This is a genomic window from Shewanella sp. 30m-14 (assembly GCF_052977125.1).
Genome location: NZ_JBRILW010000007.1, coordinates 1 through 18,051, shown reverse-complemented (window position 1 = coordinate 18,051; position 18,051 = coordinate 1). Strand labels below are relative to the sequence as shown.

At 43.0% G+C, this 18,051-nt stretch carries 15 protein-coding genes and 1 tRNA gene; 4 read left to right on the top strand and 12 right to left on the bottom strand.

The features are described 5' to 3' along the window. Window positions 1-12 precede the first annotated feature (12 nt). The 3 genes from tgt to ACVBIU_RS06985 all read right to left on the bottom strand — a co-directional run bounded on the left by tgt (window position 13) and on the right by ACVBIU_RS06985 (window position 2,660). The gene (gene tgt / locus ACVBIU_RS06995) at window positions 13-1,146 is read right to left on the bottom strand and encodes a tRNA guanosine(34) transglycosylase Tgt (protein ID WP_012154721.1); all 1,134 of its coding nucleotides are present in this window, start codon (window positions 1,144-1,146) and stop codon (window positions 13-15) included. A 185-nt stretch (window positions 1,147-1,331) separates the two neighbouring features. Continuing rightward, on the bottom strand, window positions 1,332-2,369 hold the full coding sequence (queA, locus tag ACVBIU_RS06990) for a tRNA preQ1(34) S-adenosylmethionine ribosyltransferase-isomerase QueA (protein ID WP_447163440.1): 1,038 nt from the start codon (window positions 2,367-2,369) through the stop codon (window positions 1,332-1,334). 117 nt (window positions 2,370-2,486) lie between these two features. Further along, window positions 2,487-2,660 (bottom strand): hypothetical protein, encoded by a 174-nt coding sequence (locus ACVBIU_RS06985; protein WP_447162475.1) that lies wholly within the window; start codon window positions 2,658-2,660, stop codon window positions 2,487-2,489. A 166-nt stretch (window positions 2,661-2,826) separates the two neighbouring features. On the opposite strand from ACVBIU_RS06985, the gene ACVBIU_RS06980 reads away from it, so the two are divergent. Together ACVBIU_RS06980 and ACVBIU_RS06975 are read left to right on the top strand one after the other, a co-directional pair. Next, entirely contained in the window at window positions 2,827-3,420 is a 594-nt protein-coding gene (locus ACVBIU_RS06980; RefSeq protein WP_447162476.1) for an acyl carrier protein phosphodiesterase, read from the top strand. A gap of 169 nt (window positions 3,421-3,589) precedes the next feature. Beyond that, on the top strand, window positions 3,590-4,258 hold the full coding sequence (locus ACVBIU_RS06975; protein WP_447163441.1) for an RluA family pseudouridine synthase: 669 nt from the start codon (window positions 3,590-3,592) through the stop codon (window positions 4,256-4,258). Window positions 4,259-4,412: 154 nt separating this feature from the next. Here the strand turns inward: ACVBIU_RS06975 and ACVBIU_RS06970 are convergent, their stop codons facing one another. Further along, window positions 4,413-4,823, bottom strand: coding sequence for a hypothetical protein (locus ACVBIU_RS06970; RefSeq protein WP_447162478.1), 411 nt, complete (start codon window positions 4,821-4,823; stop codon window positions 4,413-4,415). A gap of 285 nt (window positions 4,824-5,108) precedes the next feature. Between ACVBIU_RS06970 and ACVBIU_RS06965 the strand changes: the two genes are divergently transcribed. Then, window positions 5,109-6,479, top strand: coding sequence for a Gfo/Idh/MocA family protein (locus ACVBIU_RS06965; protein ID WP_447163442.1), 1,371 nt, complete (start codon window positions 5,109-5,111; stop codon window positions 6,477-6,479). Between the two features lie 103 nt (window positions 6,480-6,582). On the opposite strand, the gene sstT is transcribed toward ACVBIU_RS06965, so the two are convergent. From sstT to ACVBIU_RS06930, 7 genes are all read right to left on the bottom strand, one after another. Beyond that, a complete protein-coding gene (sstT, locus tag ACVBIU_RS06960) occupies window positions 6,583-7,806 on the bottom strand; it encodes a serine/threonine transporter SstT (protein WP_447162480.1) in 1,224 nt (407 codons plus the stop codon). Window positions 7,807-7,984: 178 nt separating this feature from the next. Then, window positions 7,985-8,911 carry a chemotaxis protein gene (locus ACVBIU_RS06955; protein WP_447163443.1) on the bottom strand — a complete coding sequence of 309 codons (927 nt, stop codon included), beginning with the start codon at window positions 8,909-8,911 and terminating at the stop codon, window positions 7,985-7,987. A 68-nt stretch (window positions 8,912-8,979) separates the two neighbouring features. Further along, entirely contained in the window at window positions 8,980-10,512 is a 1,533-nt protein-coding gene (locus tag ACVBIU_RS06950) for a phospholipase D family protein (RefSeq protein WP_447163444.1), read from the bottom strand. Window positions 10,513-10,544: 32 nt separating this feature from the next. Then, window positions 10,545-11,015, bottom strand: a complete 471-nt coding sequence (locus tag ACVBIU_RS06945) for a phosphatase domain-containing protein (RefSeq protein WP_447162483.1) — start codon at window positions 11,013-11,015, stop codon at window positions 10,545-10,547. 224 nt (window positions 11,016-11,239) lie between these two features. Continuing rightward, entirely contained in the window at window positions 11,240-12,568 is a 1,329-nt protein-coding gene (locus ACVBIU_RS06940; RefSeq protein WP_447163445.1) for a DEAD/DEAH box helicase, read from the bottom strand. Between the two features lie 161 nt (window positions 12,569-12,729). Continuing rightward, on the bottom strand, window positions 12,730-13,260 hold the full coding sequence (locus ACVBIU_RS06935; protein WP_447163446.1) for a methylated-DNA--[protein]-cysteine S-methyltransferase: 531 nt from the start codon (window positions 13,258-13,260) through the stop codon (window positions 12,730-12,732). Next, window positions 13,257-14,747, bottom strand: coding sequence for an Ada metal-binding domain-containing protein (locus ACVBIU_RS06930; RefSeq protein WP_447162486.1), 1,491 nt, complete (start codon window positions 14,745-14,747; stop codon window positions 13,257-13,259). The genes ACVBIU_RS06935 and ACVBIU_RS06930 overlap by 4 nt, the downstream gene beginning before the upstream one ends. Before the next feature lie 163 nt (window positions 14,748-14,910). On the opposite strand from ACVBIU_RS06930, the gene ACVBIU_RS06925 reads away from it, so the two are divergent. Then, window positions 14,911-16,740 carry an ABC transporter ATP-binding protein gene (locus ACVBIU_RS06925; protein ID WP_447163447.1) on the top strand — a complete coding sequence of 610 codons (1,830 nt, stop codon included), beginning with the start codon at window positions 14,911-14,913 and terminating at the stop codon, window positions 16,738-16,740. A 1,126-nt stretch (window positions 16,741-17,866) separates the two neighbouring features. Here ACVBIU_RS06925 and ACVBIU_RS06920 read toward each other — a convergent pair. After that, window positions 17,867-17,942 (bottom strand) — tRNA-Ala (locus ACVBIU_RS06920). Between the last annotated feature and the right edge of the window lie 109 nt (window positions 17,943-18,051).

The following is an 18,051-nucleotide window of genomic DNA, read 5'->3' as shown; positions in this document are numbered from 1 at the left end:
TCTGAGTAAAAATTAATCGGATAATTCAGGAACTTCAGGTACTTCTCGACCTTGGCTGGTATAGAATTCCGTAACAAAGGCGTCTAATGTACCTGTCTCGATAGCGCCACGCAAACCTTCCATCAATCTTTGGTAATAGCGAAGGTTATGAATGGTGTTTAATCGAGCACCCAAAATTTCATTACAACGATCTAAGTGGTAAAGGTATGCCCGAGAATAATTCTTACAGGTATAACAATCACACTTATCATCGAGTGGTGAAGTGTCATCACGATGACGTGCATTACGGATCTTAATAACCCCTTCACTGGTAAACAGATGACCATTTCGAGCATTTCGCGTTGGCATAACACAATCGAACATGTCTACACCGCGGCGTACGCCTTCAACTAAATCTTCTGGTTTACCGACCCCCATCAAGTAGCGAGGCTTATCAGCTGGAATTTTTGGACAAACATGCTCAAGAATACGGTGCATGTCTTCCTTAGGCTCGCCAACTGCTAAGCCACCAACAGCGTATCCATCAAAACCAATATCGACTAAGCCGTTTAAGCTTTCGTCACGCAGGTCTTCATACACACCGCCTTGAATAATACCGAACAAAGAGTTCGGGTTTTCAAGTCTGTCAAACTCATCGCGTGAACGCTGCGCCCAACGAAGTGACATCTGCATCGATTTACGCGCTTCGTCCTCTGTTGCTGGGTACGGGGTACATTCGTCAAAAATCATTACCACATCACTGCCTAATGAGTCTTGAATTTGCATCGACTTTTCTGGATCTAAGAAAATCTTTTCACCATTAATTGGTGAACGGAAATGCACGCCTTCTTCTGTGATCTTACGGATATCACCCAAGCTAAATACTTGGAATCCGCCAGAGTCAGTCAGAATAGGACGTTGCCAGTTCATGAAGTCGTGAAGATCGCCATGCTTACGCATGATCTCTTCACCTGGACGTAGCCAAAGATGGAATGTATTACCTAGTAGAATGTCTGCGCCAGTCTCACGCACTTCTTCAGGAGTCATGCCCTTCACAGTGCCATAAGTACCAACAGGCATGAATGCAGGCGTTTCAACCGTACCGCGTTCAAAAATCAAGCGACCACGACGCGCGCGGCCTTGAGTTGTATCTAATTCAAATTTCATTTTTCACCTCGCCAGATAAACAGTCTGACCTGAGTTAACTCAAGTATTGAGTCTAAGACTATGACAAACATAAGGGCAAACAATTCAGTATCAACCCTAAAATGCCAAAATATGCATTAAATCTGCAGATAAAAAAATACCCACTTCATTAATATGAACTGGGTATTTTAAAGCAATTTGGATAATTAGTTCGCTTTTTTGGTCACAAACATGGCGTCACCATAGCTAAAGAAGCGGTATTTTTGAGCAATCGCGTGTTGATAGGCGTTTTTTACCTCATCAAAGCCGGCAAAAGCACTCAGTAACATAATCAGTGTCGACTCTGGCAGGTGAAAGTTTGTCACCATCGCATCGACCACTTGGAACTGGTATCCAGGGTAGATAAAGATATCGGTGTCGCCACTAAATGGCTGTAACTCGCCTTGAGAAGCCTTCGCTGCACTTTCAAGTGAGCGCACCGATGTTGTACCCACTGCAATTATACGATTGCCACGCGCTTTCGTTTCAGCAATTAAGTCCACTACGTTCTGCGGCACTTCTGCCCATTCAGAATGCATTTTATGGTCAAGGATATTATCTACGCGCACAGGCTGGAAAGTACCCGCGCCAACATGCAAAGTAACAAACGCAGTATTGACGCCTTTGTCTTTTAACTTGGCCAGCATTGCATCGTCAAAATGTAACCCCGCAGTTGGAGCCGCAACGGCGCCCGGATTTTGATTATAAACGGTTTGATAACGCTCTTTATCCGCGTCTTCATCAGGTCTATCGATATAAGGCGGCAACGGCATGTGTCCGACTTCTTCGAGCACTTCTAAAATCGTTTTATCGCTTTGTAACTCGAGTTCGAATAAGGCGTCATGTCTTGCGACCATGATCATTTCATATCCACCATCTAGGCAGATAATCGAATCTACTTTAGGTGACTTAGAGCAGCGAACATGGGCTAACACTCGCTTATCATCGAGCATACGCTCAACTAAGATCTCGAGTTTTCCACCAGATTGCTTTTGACCAAACATACGTGCAGGGATCACTCGAGTATTATTAAAGACCATTAAGTCGCCAGAGCTGACTTGATCTAAAATATCGGTGAACTGTAGATCGGCTAGCTCGCCGCTATTACCATCAAGTGACAATAACCGGGACGCTGTTCGTTCGGCCGTAGGGTAACGGGCAATTAACTCGTCAGGGAGTTCAAAAGAAAAATCTGCAACGCGCATGGAAAGTCTCAACTGTGTCTAAATCGGCCGCTAGTCTATGGCCAGAGCAAAAGAAGATCAACAATCCGACCTCAAAAAACCGTCAATATGCGCGTTTACAGAAGTAAAGTTTGATTTTTAATTGAATGATTTTAGTTTACTCGGCTGCTCTTTAGTCACATCAGCCGACGATTTCACGTCAAAATCTTCAATTCGATAACTGTGCTGTGCATAAGGAATATCAATTTTGACTTTTTTACGTCTAACTTGATCATTCTTCACAAGCTTTTGGGTTAACCAGTTCCACATCATCCTTGATCCTCAAACCGTTTAATTGATGGGTATATAACATTAAAATGATGCGCATCCTTTAAAGAACACCTAAATCTCGCGTTTATATGTAAACTTATCGAGAAAGGATTTCCTTAGCATCACCGCGCATGATAACGTGAAGTATGCGTATTACCAAGTATAAAATATGAACTTCCTTGCACACCTGCACTTAGCAGATAATAGCCAAACCTCATTGGCTGCCAATATTGCCGGAGATTTTGCTAAAGGCAGCATTGAGCACTTCCCAAAACATCTTCAACAAGGGATATGGCTACACCGCCAAATTGATCAGCTAACCGATAGCCACGAAATCACTAAAGAGTTGCTATCGCTATTTCCTAAATCGTTAACCCGTGCTGCACCTATCCTTATCGATCTAAGTTTTGACCATATGCTGGCTAAATACTGGGACGAATACCATCATCAAAGCCTCGAAGAATTTGCAGTTAAAGCTTATAAAGACATTGATGAATGTCGTGATTTACCCGAGCAGCTCGTTGCTATTGCCCCAAAGATCCGTTCCGAGAACTGGCTCGTCGCCTATCAGACTCGTAACGGCCTAAATCAAACTATCAGCTCAGTGGCTAAACGCGTTTCCAAACCTGAAATTTTTAACGGTGCCCTAGACAGTGTTAAAAAGCTCGACACCGAAATTGAAATCGCTTTTCGCACCTTTTACCCACAATTGATGGCCTATAGCCGTCTGTGGACACGTAATACCCCGCCTGAGTATTTATAAAAACACGCTAAGTACTCCATACTTATAGGCTAAGCCGATATCATTACATTCGGGTGCAATGGCACTCGAATGTATGCCCCCTTCCTATCCAATCCTGATTAATAAATCATATTAAGCCGATGCTTCAGCTGAACAAATTTGCTAGAATTGCGCCGCAATAGGAGAACTCATGCAAATTTTTAGCTATCAGCCCCCCAGTATTCCTTGGTTAGATATCCGCTATATCGACCGAGATATTATTGTTATCAATAAGCCATCAGGCTTACTTTCTAATCCTGGGATCGCTGAATACACCCACGATTGTGCACTCACTCGACTGCAACAGCGCTTTAAAGACGCCATATTGGTGCATCGTTTGGACTGTGCAACATCAGGTATCATGGTATTTGCACGTAATAAAAAAGCAGAGTCGAGCCTTAAAACCCAATTTCAAAATAGACAAACTCAAAAAACCTATATAGCAGAAGTTGATGGCGTACTGAACCTGCAAAGAGGTGTGATTGATCTTGCTATCGCAGCAGATAAACTCAACCCGCCTAAACAGATTCTCAGTGCTTCGGGTAAATCTGCTATTACCCATTACAAACTGCTGGCTCAAAAGACTGCAAGTAGTTTAGTTGAGCTAAAACCCGTCACAGGTAGAACCCATCAATTACGTGTGCATATGCTCGCACTTGGGCATGCCATTTTAGGGGATGATTTCTATGGTGATGAGCACGTCATCAAAGCAGCAAAGAGACTCCAGCTACACGCACAAAGCTTAAGCTTTACTCACCCTTACTCAGGTAAATCTATGCTATTTAGCAGTGCGCATCCTTTCTCTACCGCGGTAAATTAGTGAGTAAAAGAATCACCTTCTGAGGTAGATTTCAGGAGGTAGATTTCAGGAGGTAGATTTCAGGAGAGAGGTTTCAGGCTGAAAACTAAAAAGGGGCTTATGCCCCTTTTTGATTTTATTAAACTGCCCGGACCAAAAAGCTGCAGTGTTAACTCTATACCGCTTCTAAATTAACTTTAGCCGTGTAATAACAGTTGCTTGAATTACAAAACTTAAGGTCTTTACCTTCAGTAAACATGAAATATTCACCAAAAATATTGCCGCCCTTATCTTCAAGTTTGATGCCTTCTTCAGTTTGTTCTGAGGTCATTTCATCTAAACTGTGGCAACCATCAAGATACCAAGTCTCTAGGTAATACCTACCCGACTGCTTATAAAGGGTTATATTGTCTCCTAGCAAAGGCCTTTCATCTATCCAACGGCCAACAACCTCACGAGTATTGAGTTCATCCTCTCGCCAAGATAAACGTTTACGCTTCTCAACTACCGACATTTCCATCTCTTTGAGTTTTGCCTCTTTCTCAATTTGAATAACTTCATCTGTCTTATTGCGTACAAGAGTCATCTGCTAGTTTTCTCCCTTAAAAAGCATTTGTAATATTTTTGTTTACTAAATCAAGTATAAACAAAGAAAGCAATCACAAGGTTACTGCTACCTTTTAACATAAAGTGTATCGCACTAAAAAATTAAAAACGCGATATAAATCACTTTCTATGCATTACTTTAGTAAATACGCATAAAAAGACAAGCACAAATGACCCCTCATCAGTTTTTAACCTTTTCCAAACCAAATCTGATATAACTTTATGCTCTTGTTGAAGAATTAATAACAATACTACAGGAGTGGAAATGACATTTAATCGCCGACTGTTTTTAAAAACTGCAGGCTTCACCGCAGCAGGATTGATCACCTCCCAACTACCACTATCCAGCGCTCACGCAGTACAAAAGAAACCCGCTAATGCACAGTCTATAATGGGCTTGGTGGTCCCTAAAATGGACACGGTTAGAGTGGGTTTTATTGGCGTCGGCCAACGTGGCTCTGGTCATGTAAAGCATTTTTGTCATATCAATGGCGTAGAGATCAAAGCCATATGCGATATTGATCAACAAGTACTAGATAAATCTATCGCATTTATTGACGCCCAAGGATTGCCTAAACCCGCTCAATACACTGGTAGTGAACATGCTTATAAAGCGTTATTAAGTCGTGATGATATCGATATTGTCATCATCTCAACCCCATGGAAGTGGCACGCTCCTATGGCCATCCATACGATGGAAAGCGGTAAACATGCTTTTGTTGAGGTGCCATTAGCGCTTACTGTTGAAGAGTGCTGGCAAATCGTCGATACAGCAGAGCGTACCCAAAAGAACTGCATGATGATGGAAAACGTTAACTATGGTAGAGATGAGCTCATGGTGCTCAATATGGTGCGTCAGGGCTTGTTTGGTGAACTGTTACACGCCGAAGCTGCTTATATCCATGAACTGCGTTGGCAGATGAAAGAAATTGATCAAAAAACTGGCTCATGGCGAACCTATTGGCACACTAAACGTAACGGCAACTTGTATCCCACACACGGTTTAGGGCCTGTTTCCCAATATATGAATATCAACCGCGGTGACAGATTTGATTACATGACTTCAATGAGTTCCCCCGCCTTAGGTCGTGCACAATATGCTAAGCGTGAATTTTCAGCGGATCATGAACGCAATCAACTTAGCTACATCAATGGCGATATCAATACTTCACTTATCAAAACGGTTAAAGGCCGTACCATCATGGTACAGCACGATACTACCACTCCACGTCCCTATAGTCGCCATAACCTCATTCAAGGCACTAATGGCGTGTTTGCAGGCTTCCCTAACCGAATAGCAATAGAGGAAGGTGGCTCTGGCAGTTATCACCAGTGGGATATGGATATGCAAAAGTGGTACGCTAAGTATGACCACCCTTTATGGCTGCGTATGGGAGAAGAAGCTAAGCGCAACGGTGGTCATGGCGGTATGGACTTCTTAATGCTTTGGCGCATGGTGTATTGCTTAAGAAATGCCGAGCCATTAGATCAAGACGTTTATGATGGCGCCTCATGGTCAGTGGTCAATATTCTGAGTGAGGAGTCCGTCAATAACCGCAGTAATTCGGTTAACTTCCCAGATTTCACTCGTGGGACATGGCAAACCGGCAAGCCACTTGGGATCATTGGTGCATAAGCCCATAAAGTTTTTTTACCACATTCCAGAACAAGACAATTAACCACAAAAAAGCCCGTTCATCTCTATGAACGGGCTTTTGCTTTAATGCTAAACGGTGTATTTATGCGTTTTCTTTGCGCTCTGCCGCTTCACAAGCTGCAGCAGTAAAGATAACGTCAGTAGAGCTGTTTAAGCCTGTCTCTGCTGAATCTTGAATAACGCCAATGATAAATCCGACTGCAACCACCTGCATAGCAACGTCATTAGAAATACCAAACAAGCTACATGCCAATGGAATAAGTAGCAGTGAGCCACCGGCAACACCCGATGCACCACAAGCTGAAACGCCCGCAACCACACTCAACAAGATAGCAGTGAGTAGATCAACTTGAATTCCCATAGTGTTAGCTGCTGCCAGCGTCAAAATCGTAATCGTGATCGCAGCACCGCCCATGTTAATGGTCGCGCCTAACGGAATAGAAACAGAATACGTATCTTCATGCAGCTTTAGCTTTTCACACAACGCCATATTTACCGGAATGTTTGCAGCACTTGAGCGGGTAAAGAATGCGGTCACGCCACTTTCTCGCAGACAAGTAAATACCAAAGGATATGGGTTACGGCGTATTTTAAAATACACAATCGCAGGATTAATAATTAACGCCATAATAGCCATGGCGCCAAGCAGCACGAGTAGTAAGTGCATATAACCAGCGATAGCACTAAAACCTGTAGTCGCAAATGTTGCAGATACAAGACCAAAAATGCCGATAGGTGCTAAACGAATAATGAAGCGCACCATTTGAGAAACACCGTGGCTAACATCCGCAAACACTTGCTTGGTAGAATCCGTTGCGTGATGCAGTGCTAAACCTAAGCCTACGCCCCAAGCAAGAATACCGATATAGTTACCTGTCATCAGCGCGTTAACTGGATTATCAACAAGCTTAAACAATAAGGTATGGATCACCTCACCAATGCCTTCTGGTGGTGATGCCTGAGCCGCGTCTAATGATAATGCCAACGTGGTAGGAAACAAAAAGCTCATCAACACAGCAGTAACTGCCGCAGAAAAGGTGCCTAATAGATATAAAACCACAATCGGTCGCATATTCGTTTTGGCATTTTTCTTTTGGTTAGCAATCGATGCCGCCACCAAGATAAAAACTAAAATAGGTGCTATCGCTTTTAAAGCACCAACAAATAGCTCACCTAAAAAGGCCACACTCTCTGCACCGCTTTTTGATACGGTGGCTAAAACAGCACCTGCAATAATACCCACGAGAATTTGTAGCACTAAACTACCGTCTGCCAAACGGGCAAACAAGGATGTTTTTTGATTCATTAGTTAACCTGTCATTTTTATAGTATGTCGCAATTTTATTTAAGGCTTACTGGTAAAACCTTAAATAAAATTAATCTCCCTTCTACACAGTTTGTATCGGATGTGACAACTATTGTCCACCTTTGCCAGCCAAATAGACTCGGATATTACTCATGATTAACAAATTGCTAATAAGGTGCTAATGATTGGCCTTGTCCAAGGCTTTTTCTGCCCCGCGCAGCATGGCGTCAATCAACTCATGAGCACAAAACTTTGTTAGCGCCTCATTAGCTCCCACTTGATGAGCCTGACTGACGCTGATCTCGCTAGAAAGTGAGGTGTGCAAGATAATATAGGCGGGGGCAATAGCTGGATTGTTCTTCACTTCAAACGCCAGTTCATAACCATCTAGTCCAGGCATTTCAATATCGCTGACTAAAATATCGACGGCTCGATTGTCTCGCTCGGCCTGCTCCATAATCATTAATGCATCTCGGCCATCAGCTGTAACCTGATAAGGAATATTGATACTGTCTAATGCATCACTCAGCTGTTTCCGCGCTACTTTAGAGTCATCAACCAATAGAATATTGAGCGGTTTTAAATATTCGCGCTGTATATCAGTCAGCATAGCTCGACTTGTTTCTGGACTGGCAGGAAAAACTTTAGACAGTAAGAGCTCCACATCGAGTAGTTGTACCAATTTACCTTCTATTTTGGTCACGCCTGTCAGATAGGCATTTTTTCCTAAATTGCTGGGTGGCTTTTCAATGTCACGCCAGTTGCACTCTATAATCTTATCGATTGCACGCACTAAAAAACCGATCACCATTCTTTGGCAATCAGTAATAATAATATAGCTGTCTTTCAATTCTTCTTGCGAAATAGGTCGATAACCGACTGCCGCTGCCATATCAATGATCGGTATGGTCGCTCCTCTAATCGTCGCAGCGCCCAAGATTGTAGGATGAGAATGCGGAATGGCGCTTAAAGGGCTATAGGGAACTAACTCTCGAATTTTCAGAGTGCCTAATGCAAACAACTGAGTCATCGACAATTGAAACAGGAGTAAACCTTGTGACTGGCTTGTCTTGCTCTTTACTTTATTATTACTTATTGCATTCATTTGTTATGCAGCCACTCATTCTTAAACTCAATGAAACAAACTCTAGCCTAATCACGCAGAGCAAACAATTAAAGCTGTGATTCAATAGGCAATAATGCGATACAGTCCACTAGAAATATACGCCAAAGGCCTGCATCTGGCTCAGCATATATTTTTCGTTGATTAAAATCATCAAACCAGACAATTTGTTGATCTTCTATCCCTAATCGGTAGGTGTTTTTAACTAGGCTTGCCTCAATACCATCGACGATGCTTGTCGCTAACGACTTGTTGTCGATAATAAGCCCCATTTCAGTATTCAACCATGCTGAACGTGGATCAAAATTAAAGGAGCCAACAAAAATAGAACGCTTATCTGTTACAAAGGTTTTAGCATGCAAGCTACTTTTAGAACTACCGCTCCAGCTACTGGTCTTTTTCACATCCGGATTGACTTTGACCTCAAATATTTTAACCCCCGCAGCTAACAGCTGTTGCCGATACTGACGATAACCCGCATGAACGGCTAACACATCTGTTGCGGCTAAGCTATTGGTTAACACCGTAATATCAACCCCTTTCTTAATCGACTCGATAATACTTTGAGTCCCCGCTCGCGTTGGCACAAAATAAGGGGAAACAATTAATACCTCATCTGTTGCTTGTTCTAAAAAAGCCCCAAGATCAGACAGGATATTATCAGAATCCAATTGATGATTCTGCTTATCTGGTTGGTCATAAACCAACTTTGCAGTCCCCCAAAACCATGGCAATGAGCGGTTTGCCATCTTTGTTATCAGCTCACTGTTTAATAATCTGCCAATATAAGGATTAGTGCTATAGGCGGCTTTTTCTGCTTCAACCAATGATAGTGCTTTAGCAATCTCTTCTTCAGTCACACGATGGGAACTGAGGGCATTGATTTCAACTGTAAGTGGTGCGTTCCAATAAAGGTCAAATTGATCCGACACTTCCTCTACCGCAGCACCTATGGCCATTAAATCAAAATCACCAAATTCAACATCGGTATCGTTAGAAAAATACTCATTACCAATGTTACGCCCCCCCACCACACTAATGGTGTTATCAACCGTTAGTGACTTATTGTGCATACGATGGTTCAGCCTAGAAAACCCAGCGACAAAGGCAATATTTCGGAATTTTCGCTCAAATGAAGGGTTATACAATCGTACTTGGATGTTTTCATGATCAGCCAGCATCACTAATGCTTCGTCGGCGTTTTTAATTGCCATGTCGTCGAGTAAAATACGTACTCTTACACCACGCTGCGCCGCCTCAATTAAGTGCCAAGTGAGAAGTCGTCCAGCGTCATCCGAGCGGTAAATATAATACTGTATATCGATGCTTGCTTTAGCAGCGTTGACTAAAGCCAACCGCGCGATAAAAGCATCAACCCCGTCTGTCAGCGGTATAACACCCGTTTGATCTGGATGAGCTGCAACATCGTCAGCGACATATTCAACCAAGGGCCACTCATCTTGGGCTGCAAGCTTGGTCGATATCGGTTTTTCAGGAAAAATAGGAGAAGATTGGCAGCCAACTAACCCTACTACAGCTGCCCACAATAAAACGATTTTTAAAAATAAGTGTCTGCAATCCATTTGCATTCTTTTATTCAATTGCGAAGTCTTAATTAATCTTGTAACGCATAAAGCACATCAAATGCAAACTGATCCCAACCCTCTGAGCTAAATGCAATATCGCGCACAGCCCTAACTTGACTAACCGCATGCAAAGGTGCAGCTCCATTATCCATAAGGTAGTAGGCCATAATAAGGCCCGTTCTATCTTTACCCGATCGGCAATGAATAAGTACTGTTTTTTCTTGCGCCTCGCACTCTCGAATAAATGCGAGAGCTTTAGGCACCTGTTCGACACAATAGTCTAGATCTTCTGCTTGTGGCGGAATATTGCGAGAAAACGGCACGCATAGGTAGTCTAGCCCTAATGTGACAAACTCATCTTGATTGCATTCCTCACCGTTATTTACAGATAAGACAGCTTCGATACCTGATGCTTTTAATTGCGCAAGATCCCATGGATCTTTATTCGGCCCACTGCGTCCTGCAATTTGTCCCTCAACTAACCAAAATAGGTGCTGCATAGTGTTTCCTAAATAAATTATGAGTTTCAAGCGACATAAATCGACCAGAGAATACCTAATGTCGAAATACTACGCTATCGCTTTATTGCTGTACGAGGTGATACATGACTAAAAATAGCGCTATACCACAAAATCCTAATTTTCAGTGTTAAAAAAGGACTCATTGAGAGTCCTTTTAGTGATGTTCCCGCTAGCGAAATCACTTGTTATCTATATCGCTATGTTCAAGACTTCTTTGACCAAAGGTCTGCATTAGCCTTTGGTAACTTCTTACGACTTTTCTTGCCTGTACCTGCTGGTTTTGCCATCGGCTTTTCTTCACGTGAAGGACAGTCAATAGGCGCCTCTAAATCAGCTTCAAAACCTGGGATTTGCTCGCGCTCTAATCTCAGCTTGTTTTTCTTTTCAATCAACTTAAAGTGTTGATATTCATCGTGTGCAATCAAGCTCATGGCCAGACCAGCCTCACCTGCACGGCCACTTCGACCAATACGATGCATATAATCAGCAGGACTTCTAGGTAGTTCAAAATTGATCACAATAGGCAGCTTTTCAATATCAATACCACGGGCAGCAATATCGGTTGCAATAAGCACGCGAATATCGCCAGCTTTAAAGCCTTCAAGTACTCTATTTCGTGCACCTTGGCCTTTGTCACTATGAAACACTTCGACAGTAATACCCGCGTTTTCAAGTTTTTGAGCCAATCGATTACAGCTGTATTTTGCACTGGCAAAAATAAGCACCTGTTGCCAGTCATTTTGTTTGATTAGTTCAGCGAGCAAGGCCGTTTTGCGATTACGATTCACAGTAATAACACGTTGAACTAAGGTGCTTTCTTCTTCACCCTGTAACTGAACTTCAACGGGATTACTCAGTAGTGATTGGGTAAGTTCGCGCACTTCTTCTGGGAATGTCGCTGAAAACAGTAACGTCTGTTTCTTGGCCGGCAACTTAGCCAATAATTCATTAAGTTCATCGGTAAAACCTAAGCTCAACATGCGGTCGGCTTCATCCAATACTAAAGTCTGAGTCTTATCAAGCTTTAGGGCATTACTCGAGATTAAGTCAATGAGTCGACCCGGTGTTGCAACTAAAATATCTGCACCACCACGTAGGCTTAACATTTGAGTGTTGGTTGATACGCCACCATATACCGCTAGCGTTTTTAGGTTAGGCTTAATTAGCTGGGAATAGCGCATAAAGCTGTCGCTGACTTGCTGAGCTAACTCACGCGTAGGCACTAAGATTAGGCTAGAGACGTAGTTACCCTCTTTAGAGCGCGGTTTTGCTTGGGCAATTTTTTGGATAATTGGCAGCGCAAAAGCGGCCGTTTTACCAGAACCTGTTATTGCTCCGCCAAGCACATCTTTGCCGTTTAACACTGCGGGGATAGTATGTGACTGAATAGCCGTAGGCCTTGTATAACTCAGCAATTTAAGCGTTTCGAGCAACTCAGGCATGAGCCCTAGTTGAGAAAAGTCACTGTGAGTCGAGTTACTAGTCACAGTTGGAGTTGCTGCTTGGTCTGTTGAAGATGCTGACTGAGTCATAATGTACGGGTAAACGCCTAATCAAAAATAAGGCGCTTATTCTACGCTAATATCCACTTAAAAGCTTATTTTTGATCTGATTTTACGCTTACAAGCGCTGACATTTTAAAAGTAGGTATTGTTAATACACATTAAAACGCCTTGTATCACACAAGTCCCCTTTAAGCTAAGCCTTCTAGTGCCAGTAATTTCTGTTTAAGATCGATGCCGTAAGCATATCCAGTGAGTGCACCATTTTTACCAATGACTCTATGACAAGGCACAATAATAGCAATCGGATTCGCTCCGTTTGCGGTGCCCACCGCCCTCACCGCTTTTGGACGATTAATCCGACTGGCAATGTCGGCGTAACTGCAGCTTTCACCGTATTCAAGCTCACTTAATGCGTGCCAAACCTGGCATTGAAACACTGTCCCCCTAGGGGCCAGTTTAACGTTAAATTGACGCCGCGTGCTTGCAAAGTACTCCGTCAGCTCAAGCTTAGCCTGTAACAGGTGTTGTTTGGCTAAACCATGACTATCACATGCATCAATTAGTGACTGACTAGTGTTAACTTCCCGCGATAGCCAATCATCCCCTTGCTGTGGAATAAAGTTAACGTGGGTGAGTCCTTCTGCATTAGCGCACAGAGAGAGTACGCCAAATTCAGATTTAAAATTCAACTTAGCTAACGGCAGTAAAAGTGTATTCATGAAAGGTTCCAAAGCTGAAATGTAAGATAACTGCCCCATGGAGCAACATTTTGAGTGAGCGCTTGAATTAACTCATCATAGTCTTTTGATATTAATCGCTTGTCTTCCCTTGCAGCATAAAGGCTCTGCATGCGTTTTTTAACGACAAGATCGCCACACAGTAAAATATCTGGATAACTCAAGCCGCGCATTTTGGCATAGGCAACGGTCCATGGTCCGACCCCTTTTATCGACAACCATTGTTCAATATCAGCTTCAGGGTGCTCACTTACAAACTGGCCTAGTGCATTGAGCGCCTTCTTTCTGGCTCTAGGCATGTTTAGCTCGTTTAACTCAGCTGTTGCTATCGTCTCGGGTAACGGAAATAGTATCACTTGTTTTGCGCCAATTAAGCGCTTCTCCCCGCAGGCAAGTACTAACTGATTTAGTAACTTAGAGGCTTGCGTTATGCTTACCTGCTGGCCTAATACTGCTCGGCAGCCAGCTTCAAATGTTGACCATACCCCAGGTAGACGTAACCCCGGTATCATCTGATTTCCAAGAAGGTCAAGGGATGCAAGCACACTGTCAATCTCGAGCACGTTAGCATTTAAGTCCAATACCCTACGAATGCTACTAATAATTAAACTAAGCTGTGAAAGGCCTGATTCATTTTCTAATACGATATCGACACCAAACAAATTCGCCTTTGTATCAACCTTGGCATTGAAGTAACCGCTAACTCCATTTAAGGTGAAACTCCGTCCATAACTATATTCATCTTCAAGCCACTCCATCTGTTCTACAGCACGAACCTTATAAAAACTATGCTGTTGCTGCCAAGCAAGAGGTGGTCGATAGCTGAGCAACAACCGCAATACGATCTGTCCTTGTTCTTGCGTTCCATCAGGCGCTGTCATTTTTACGGACGTTTTTCTCAGCGCTGAAGGCGTTAATTGTAAAGCTTGCATAAATGCTTCATTGAAGCGTCGAACACTATTAAAGCCCGCAGCAAATGCAACTTGAGTGATACTCAACTGGGTTTGATGTAAAAGTTGCTTGGCAAACATCAGTTGCCGGTATTGGCTATACCCTTTAACTGATATCCCCATTTTCTCGCTAAACAGTTTTCTGAGGTAGCGACTGCTAATCCCTAATCGCTCGGCTAGAGTCTCTACACTAAGGCCATCATAGCCTGAGAGTTCGCCAGCATCGATAATAGCCTTTGCCCGCTCTAGGGTAGTTTGTGTACCCTTCCAGGCATAAGAGTGCGGCGCGCTATCAGGGCGACAGCGTAAACAGGGCCTTAACCCAGCATTGGCGGCTTGGAGAGCTGAATCAAAATAGCGTACATTTTCTTCTTTTGGACTCACAGCAGGACAAATTGGCCTACAGTATATTTTTGTGGTGAACACCCCAATAAAAAACTGCCCATCAAACCTAGGATCTCTAGCTAACCTTGCCTTGCGACAGGCATCTCTTTCAATCTTGCAGTCGTGATTTAGCATCCCACATTCCAGACATCGTTTTATGAATGTAATCTTACGCAACAAGCCTAGTCATCACTAGCGGAAAACGGAACTGAATATTGGTTGCATATATATGCCTCAGCTTTACACTTAGCTACTGTTCATATTTTTCTAACAAAAAAACACCTAACTGAGTACCTACATGTTCAAACGATTTGAGTCTTGGGTTGAGCCTTTCTCTGATGAGGAGCCACAACAGCCTCCTAAAGGGATCTATGCATTTTGCCGCCATTACACCCGTGGCTTTGAAGTTCCACTGGTTATAATGTCGATTCTAACCGCGCTACTCGCCATTCTTGAAGTGTCTTTATTTGGCTTTATGGGCGATTTAGTTGATCTGCTCATTAATAATGATCCCGATACCCTTTTTGAAAAAGAAGGCATGAAATTACTCGGGATGACGCTGCTCGTATTAATTGTAATTCCGACTCTGGTGTTACTGCATGCGCTCATCGTCTATCAAGGGTTATTAGGCAACTACCCAATGTCTATTCGATGGATGGCCCACCGTTACTTGCTAAAACAAAGTGTGTCGTTTTACCAAAATGATTTTGCTGGCAGGGTGGCGACCAAAGTGATGCAAACCTCTTTAGCCGTAAGAGAGACGGTTACCAAGCTATTGGATGTATTGGTTTATATCTTGGTTTACTTCACTTCTATGGTCGTAATGATAGCCAAGGCCGACTTACGACTTATGGTTCCTATGCTGCTTTGGTTAGCTATTTATATTGCTCTACAGTTTAAGTTTCTACCTAAACTCAAGAAAGTGTCAACTGAGCAGGCTGATGCTCGCTCAACAATGACCGGACGGATTGTCGATAGTTACACCAACATCGCCACGGTAAAACTGTTCTCGCACACCCAAAAAGAAGCTGAGTATGCTAAAAGCAGCATGAAATCCTTTCTTCATACCGTGTATAGGCAGATGCGTTTAGTCACCTGGATTAACGTGAGCGTGCAGATTATCAATTACCTTTTGGCCTTTGCTATTACAGCTGTATCTATTTTGCTTTGGAGTGATGATGCGATTACCGTTGGCGCGATTGCGATTGCGATCAGTTTAGCGTTAAGGCTCAACGGTATGTCGCAATGGATCATGTGGGAAATAAGCTCACTATTTGAGAACATTGGTACAGTTACTGATGGTATGAATACGCTGTCTAAGCCTACCGATATCAATGACATCACGAATGCACCAGCTCTAAACGTAAGTAAAGGAGCTATCGACTTTAATAATGTCAGTTTTCACTACGGTGAAAATAGTGGAGTGATTGATGAGTTAAATCTACATATCAAAGCGGGCGAAAAAGTCGGGTTGGTTGGCCGCTCAGGTGCCGGGAAATCGACTTTAGTTAACTTGCTTATGCGTTTTCATGATGTGGAGTCCGGTTGCATCACCATCGATAAACAGGATATTGCTCAGGTCAAACAGGACTCACTACGTGCGCATATAGGCATGGTGACCCAAGATACCTCTCTATTACACAGATCTATCCGCGATAATATTCTCTACGGCAATCCTGATGCCAGCGATGACAAGCTTGAACAAGCAATAAAAAGCTCCCAGTCATATGAGTTTATTCAAAACTTGAGCGATCCTGAAGGTAACCAAGGCTTAGATGCGCAGGTTGGCGAACGAGGCGTAAAGCTTTCAGGCGGTCAGCGTCAACGTATTGCCATCGCGCGAGTTCTACTTAAAAACGCTCCAATTTTACTACTTGATGAAGCCACATCGGCACTAGACTCTGAGGTAGAAGCTGCAATTCAGGAAAGTTTATATCAGCTAATGGAAGGAAAAACCGTTATTGCTATCGCTCATCGACTATCAACCATTGCGGCAATGGATCGATTAATCGTGCTCGATGACGGAAAAATTGTAGAGCAAGGAAGTCATCAGGAGTTAATCAATTTAGGTGGGATCTACGCGCAGCTTTGGGCACACCAAACAGGAGGCTTTCTCGGCGTAAATTAACAACCTAGACCCAATTAAAGCCTTAAGTAACAAACATATAAAAGCCATCAGTAATGGTGGCTTTTATACTTACAGCCCAAATACCTACTATATAACCCTTAAAAACCAACTCATTCAGTAATAAACTAAAATGAACTCGTTACGCCTGTCATGTAGAAGCATTCACGCTAATAGCAATCAGTATCAGCAGGTGTTCGACTCAGAGTTTCAGCGCATCCAGAGGTTACGGATGACTATGCTCTACACCCGCTGCGAACAGCATAGTCTTGTATGCTTTCAGTGCACTTGTAACTAAAGCTGCAATACTAGTCTAAATATGTCTTTGGTTATTCTAACTGTTCAATATCATTGATATCTGGGACTTACGCACTAAGCGTAAGCGGTGTTCCATCATAATGACTTGAACTGTCATTTTGCAAACGACGATATCATACCAATAAGTATAAGAAGTTGATCTACTCAGAACGTTTTTTGGCAAACTAATTCAAGGCGAATAACTGAAAGAATGGTTGATCCCTTGTAAAGTTGTTCAACGCAGAAGTAGGCAGCCAAAAACGCGCCAGAATGTCGAGTTTTAGCGGCTCTGATACTGTGACTCTTATGGAACAAGAGGGAGCTTAACCAAGTTCAACTATGCGCTTCACTCGTTGCAAACCACATGGTCTTGTATGTTCCCGACATACATAAGACATTTCCTCCATCCCTGGACGTCAGATGTGGTGAATGTCATAAATGCACGACTATATGGATATAGGCGGTAGAGTAACGCAAGAGCAGTTACCGAGGAGCATTTAATGACCTTGTCTCTGTGCCGCTAAACTCTCTCTGAGCGACCACATCTTTATACTGATTGGTATCCCCCCCCCTCCCCTAACATTGATGAGACGTGTCGAGTCATTAAGTGTACCCAGTCCTTGAGCTTCCAGCTCCTAAAAAAAGATTCAATATTCGTTTCAACCTAAACTTGGGACACTCAGTACAAAGTATTAAACAACAAATGCACAGAAGAATTAAAGCGTGCCCGCTAAAACTTGAGTGGAAACAATAACGAAGTATGTTCAAAATTTAGACACAAAAAAACCACCCTTAGGTGGTTTTTTTGTGTCTATCATCTGAATGATAAATTTGGTGGAGCCTAGCGGGATCGAACCGCTGACCTCAACACTGCCAGTGTTGCGCTCTCCCAGCTGAGCTAAGGCCCCATTTTACGCTAAACAATCAGACCGAAATCTCATTATTTTAAATAGTGGTATCCCCTAGGGGATTCGAACCCCTGTTACCGCCGTGAAAGGGCGGTGTCCTAGGCCTCTA

Coding starts and splice junctions, on each gene's coding strand:
- ACVBIU_RS06935 (WP_447163446.1), bottom strand. CDS start 13,260: ATGAATACACTTTTACTGCCGTTAGCTAAGTTGAATTTTAAATCTGAA.
- ACVBIU_RS06985 (WP_447162475.1), bottom strand. CDS start 2,660: ATGATGTGGAACTGGTTAACCCAAAAGCTTGTGAAGAATGATCAAGTT.
- ACVBIU_RS06955 (WP_447163443.1), bottom strand. CDS start 8,911: ATGAATGCAATAAGTAATAATAAAGTAAAGAGCAAGACAAGCCAGTCA.
- ACVBIU_RS06930 (WP_447162486.1), bottom strand. CDS start 14,747: ATGCTAAATCACGACTGCAAGATTGAAAGAGATGCCTGTCGCAAGGCA.
- ACVBIU_RS06975 (WP_447163441.1), top strand. CDS start 3,590: ATGCAAATTTTTAGCTATCAGCCCCCCAGTATTCCTTGGTTAGATATC.
- ACVBIU_RS06970 (WP_447162478.1), bottom strand. CDS start 4,823: ATGACTCTTGTACGCAATAAGACAGATGAAGTTATTCAAATTGAGAAA.
- ACVBIU_RS06925 (WP_447163447.1), top strand. CDS start 14,911: ATGTTCAAACGATTTGAGTCTTGGGTTGAGCCTTTCTCTGATGAGGAG.
- ACVBIU_RS06950 (WP_447163444.1), bottom strand. CDS start 10,512: ATGGATTGCAGACACTTATTTTTAAAAATCGTTTTATTGTGGGCAGCT.
- tgt (WP_012154721.1), bottom strand. CDS start 1,146: ATGAAATTTGAATTAGATACAACTCAAGGCCGCGCGCGTCGTGGTCGC.
- ACVBIU_RS06940 (WP_447163445.1), bottom strand. CDS start 12,568: ATGACTCAGTCAGCATCTTCAACAGACCAAGCAGCAACTCCAACTGTG.
- queA (WP_447163440.1), bottom strand. CDS start 2,369: ATGCGCGTTGCAGATTTTTCTTTTGAACTCCCTGACGAGTTAATTGCC.
- sstT (WP_447162480.1), bottom strand. CDS start 7,806: ATGAATCAAAAAACATCCTTGTTTGCCCGTTTGGCAGACGGTAGTTTA.
- ACVBIU_RS06965 (WP_447163442.1), top strand. CDS start 5,109: ATGACATTTAATCGCCGACTGTTTTTAAAAACTGCAGGCTTCACCGCA.
- ACVBIU_RS06980 (WP_447162476.1), top strand. CDS start 2,827: ATGAACTTCCTTGCACACCTGCACTTAGCAGATAATAGCCAAACCTCA.
- ACVBIU_RS06945 (WP_447162483.1), bottom strand. CDS start 11,015: ATGCAGCACCTATTTTGGTTAGTTGAGGGACAAATTGCAGGACGCAGT.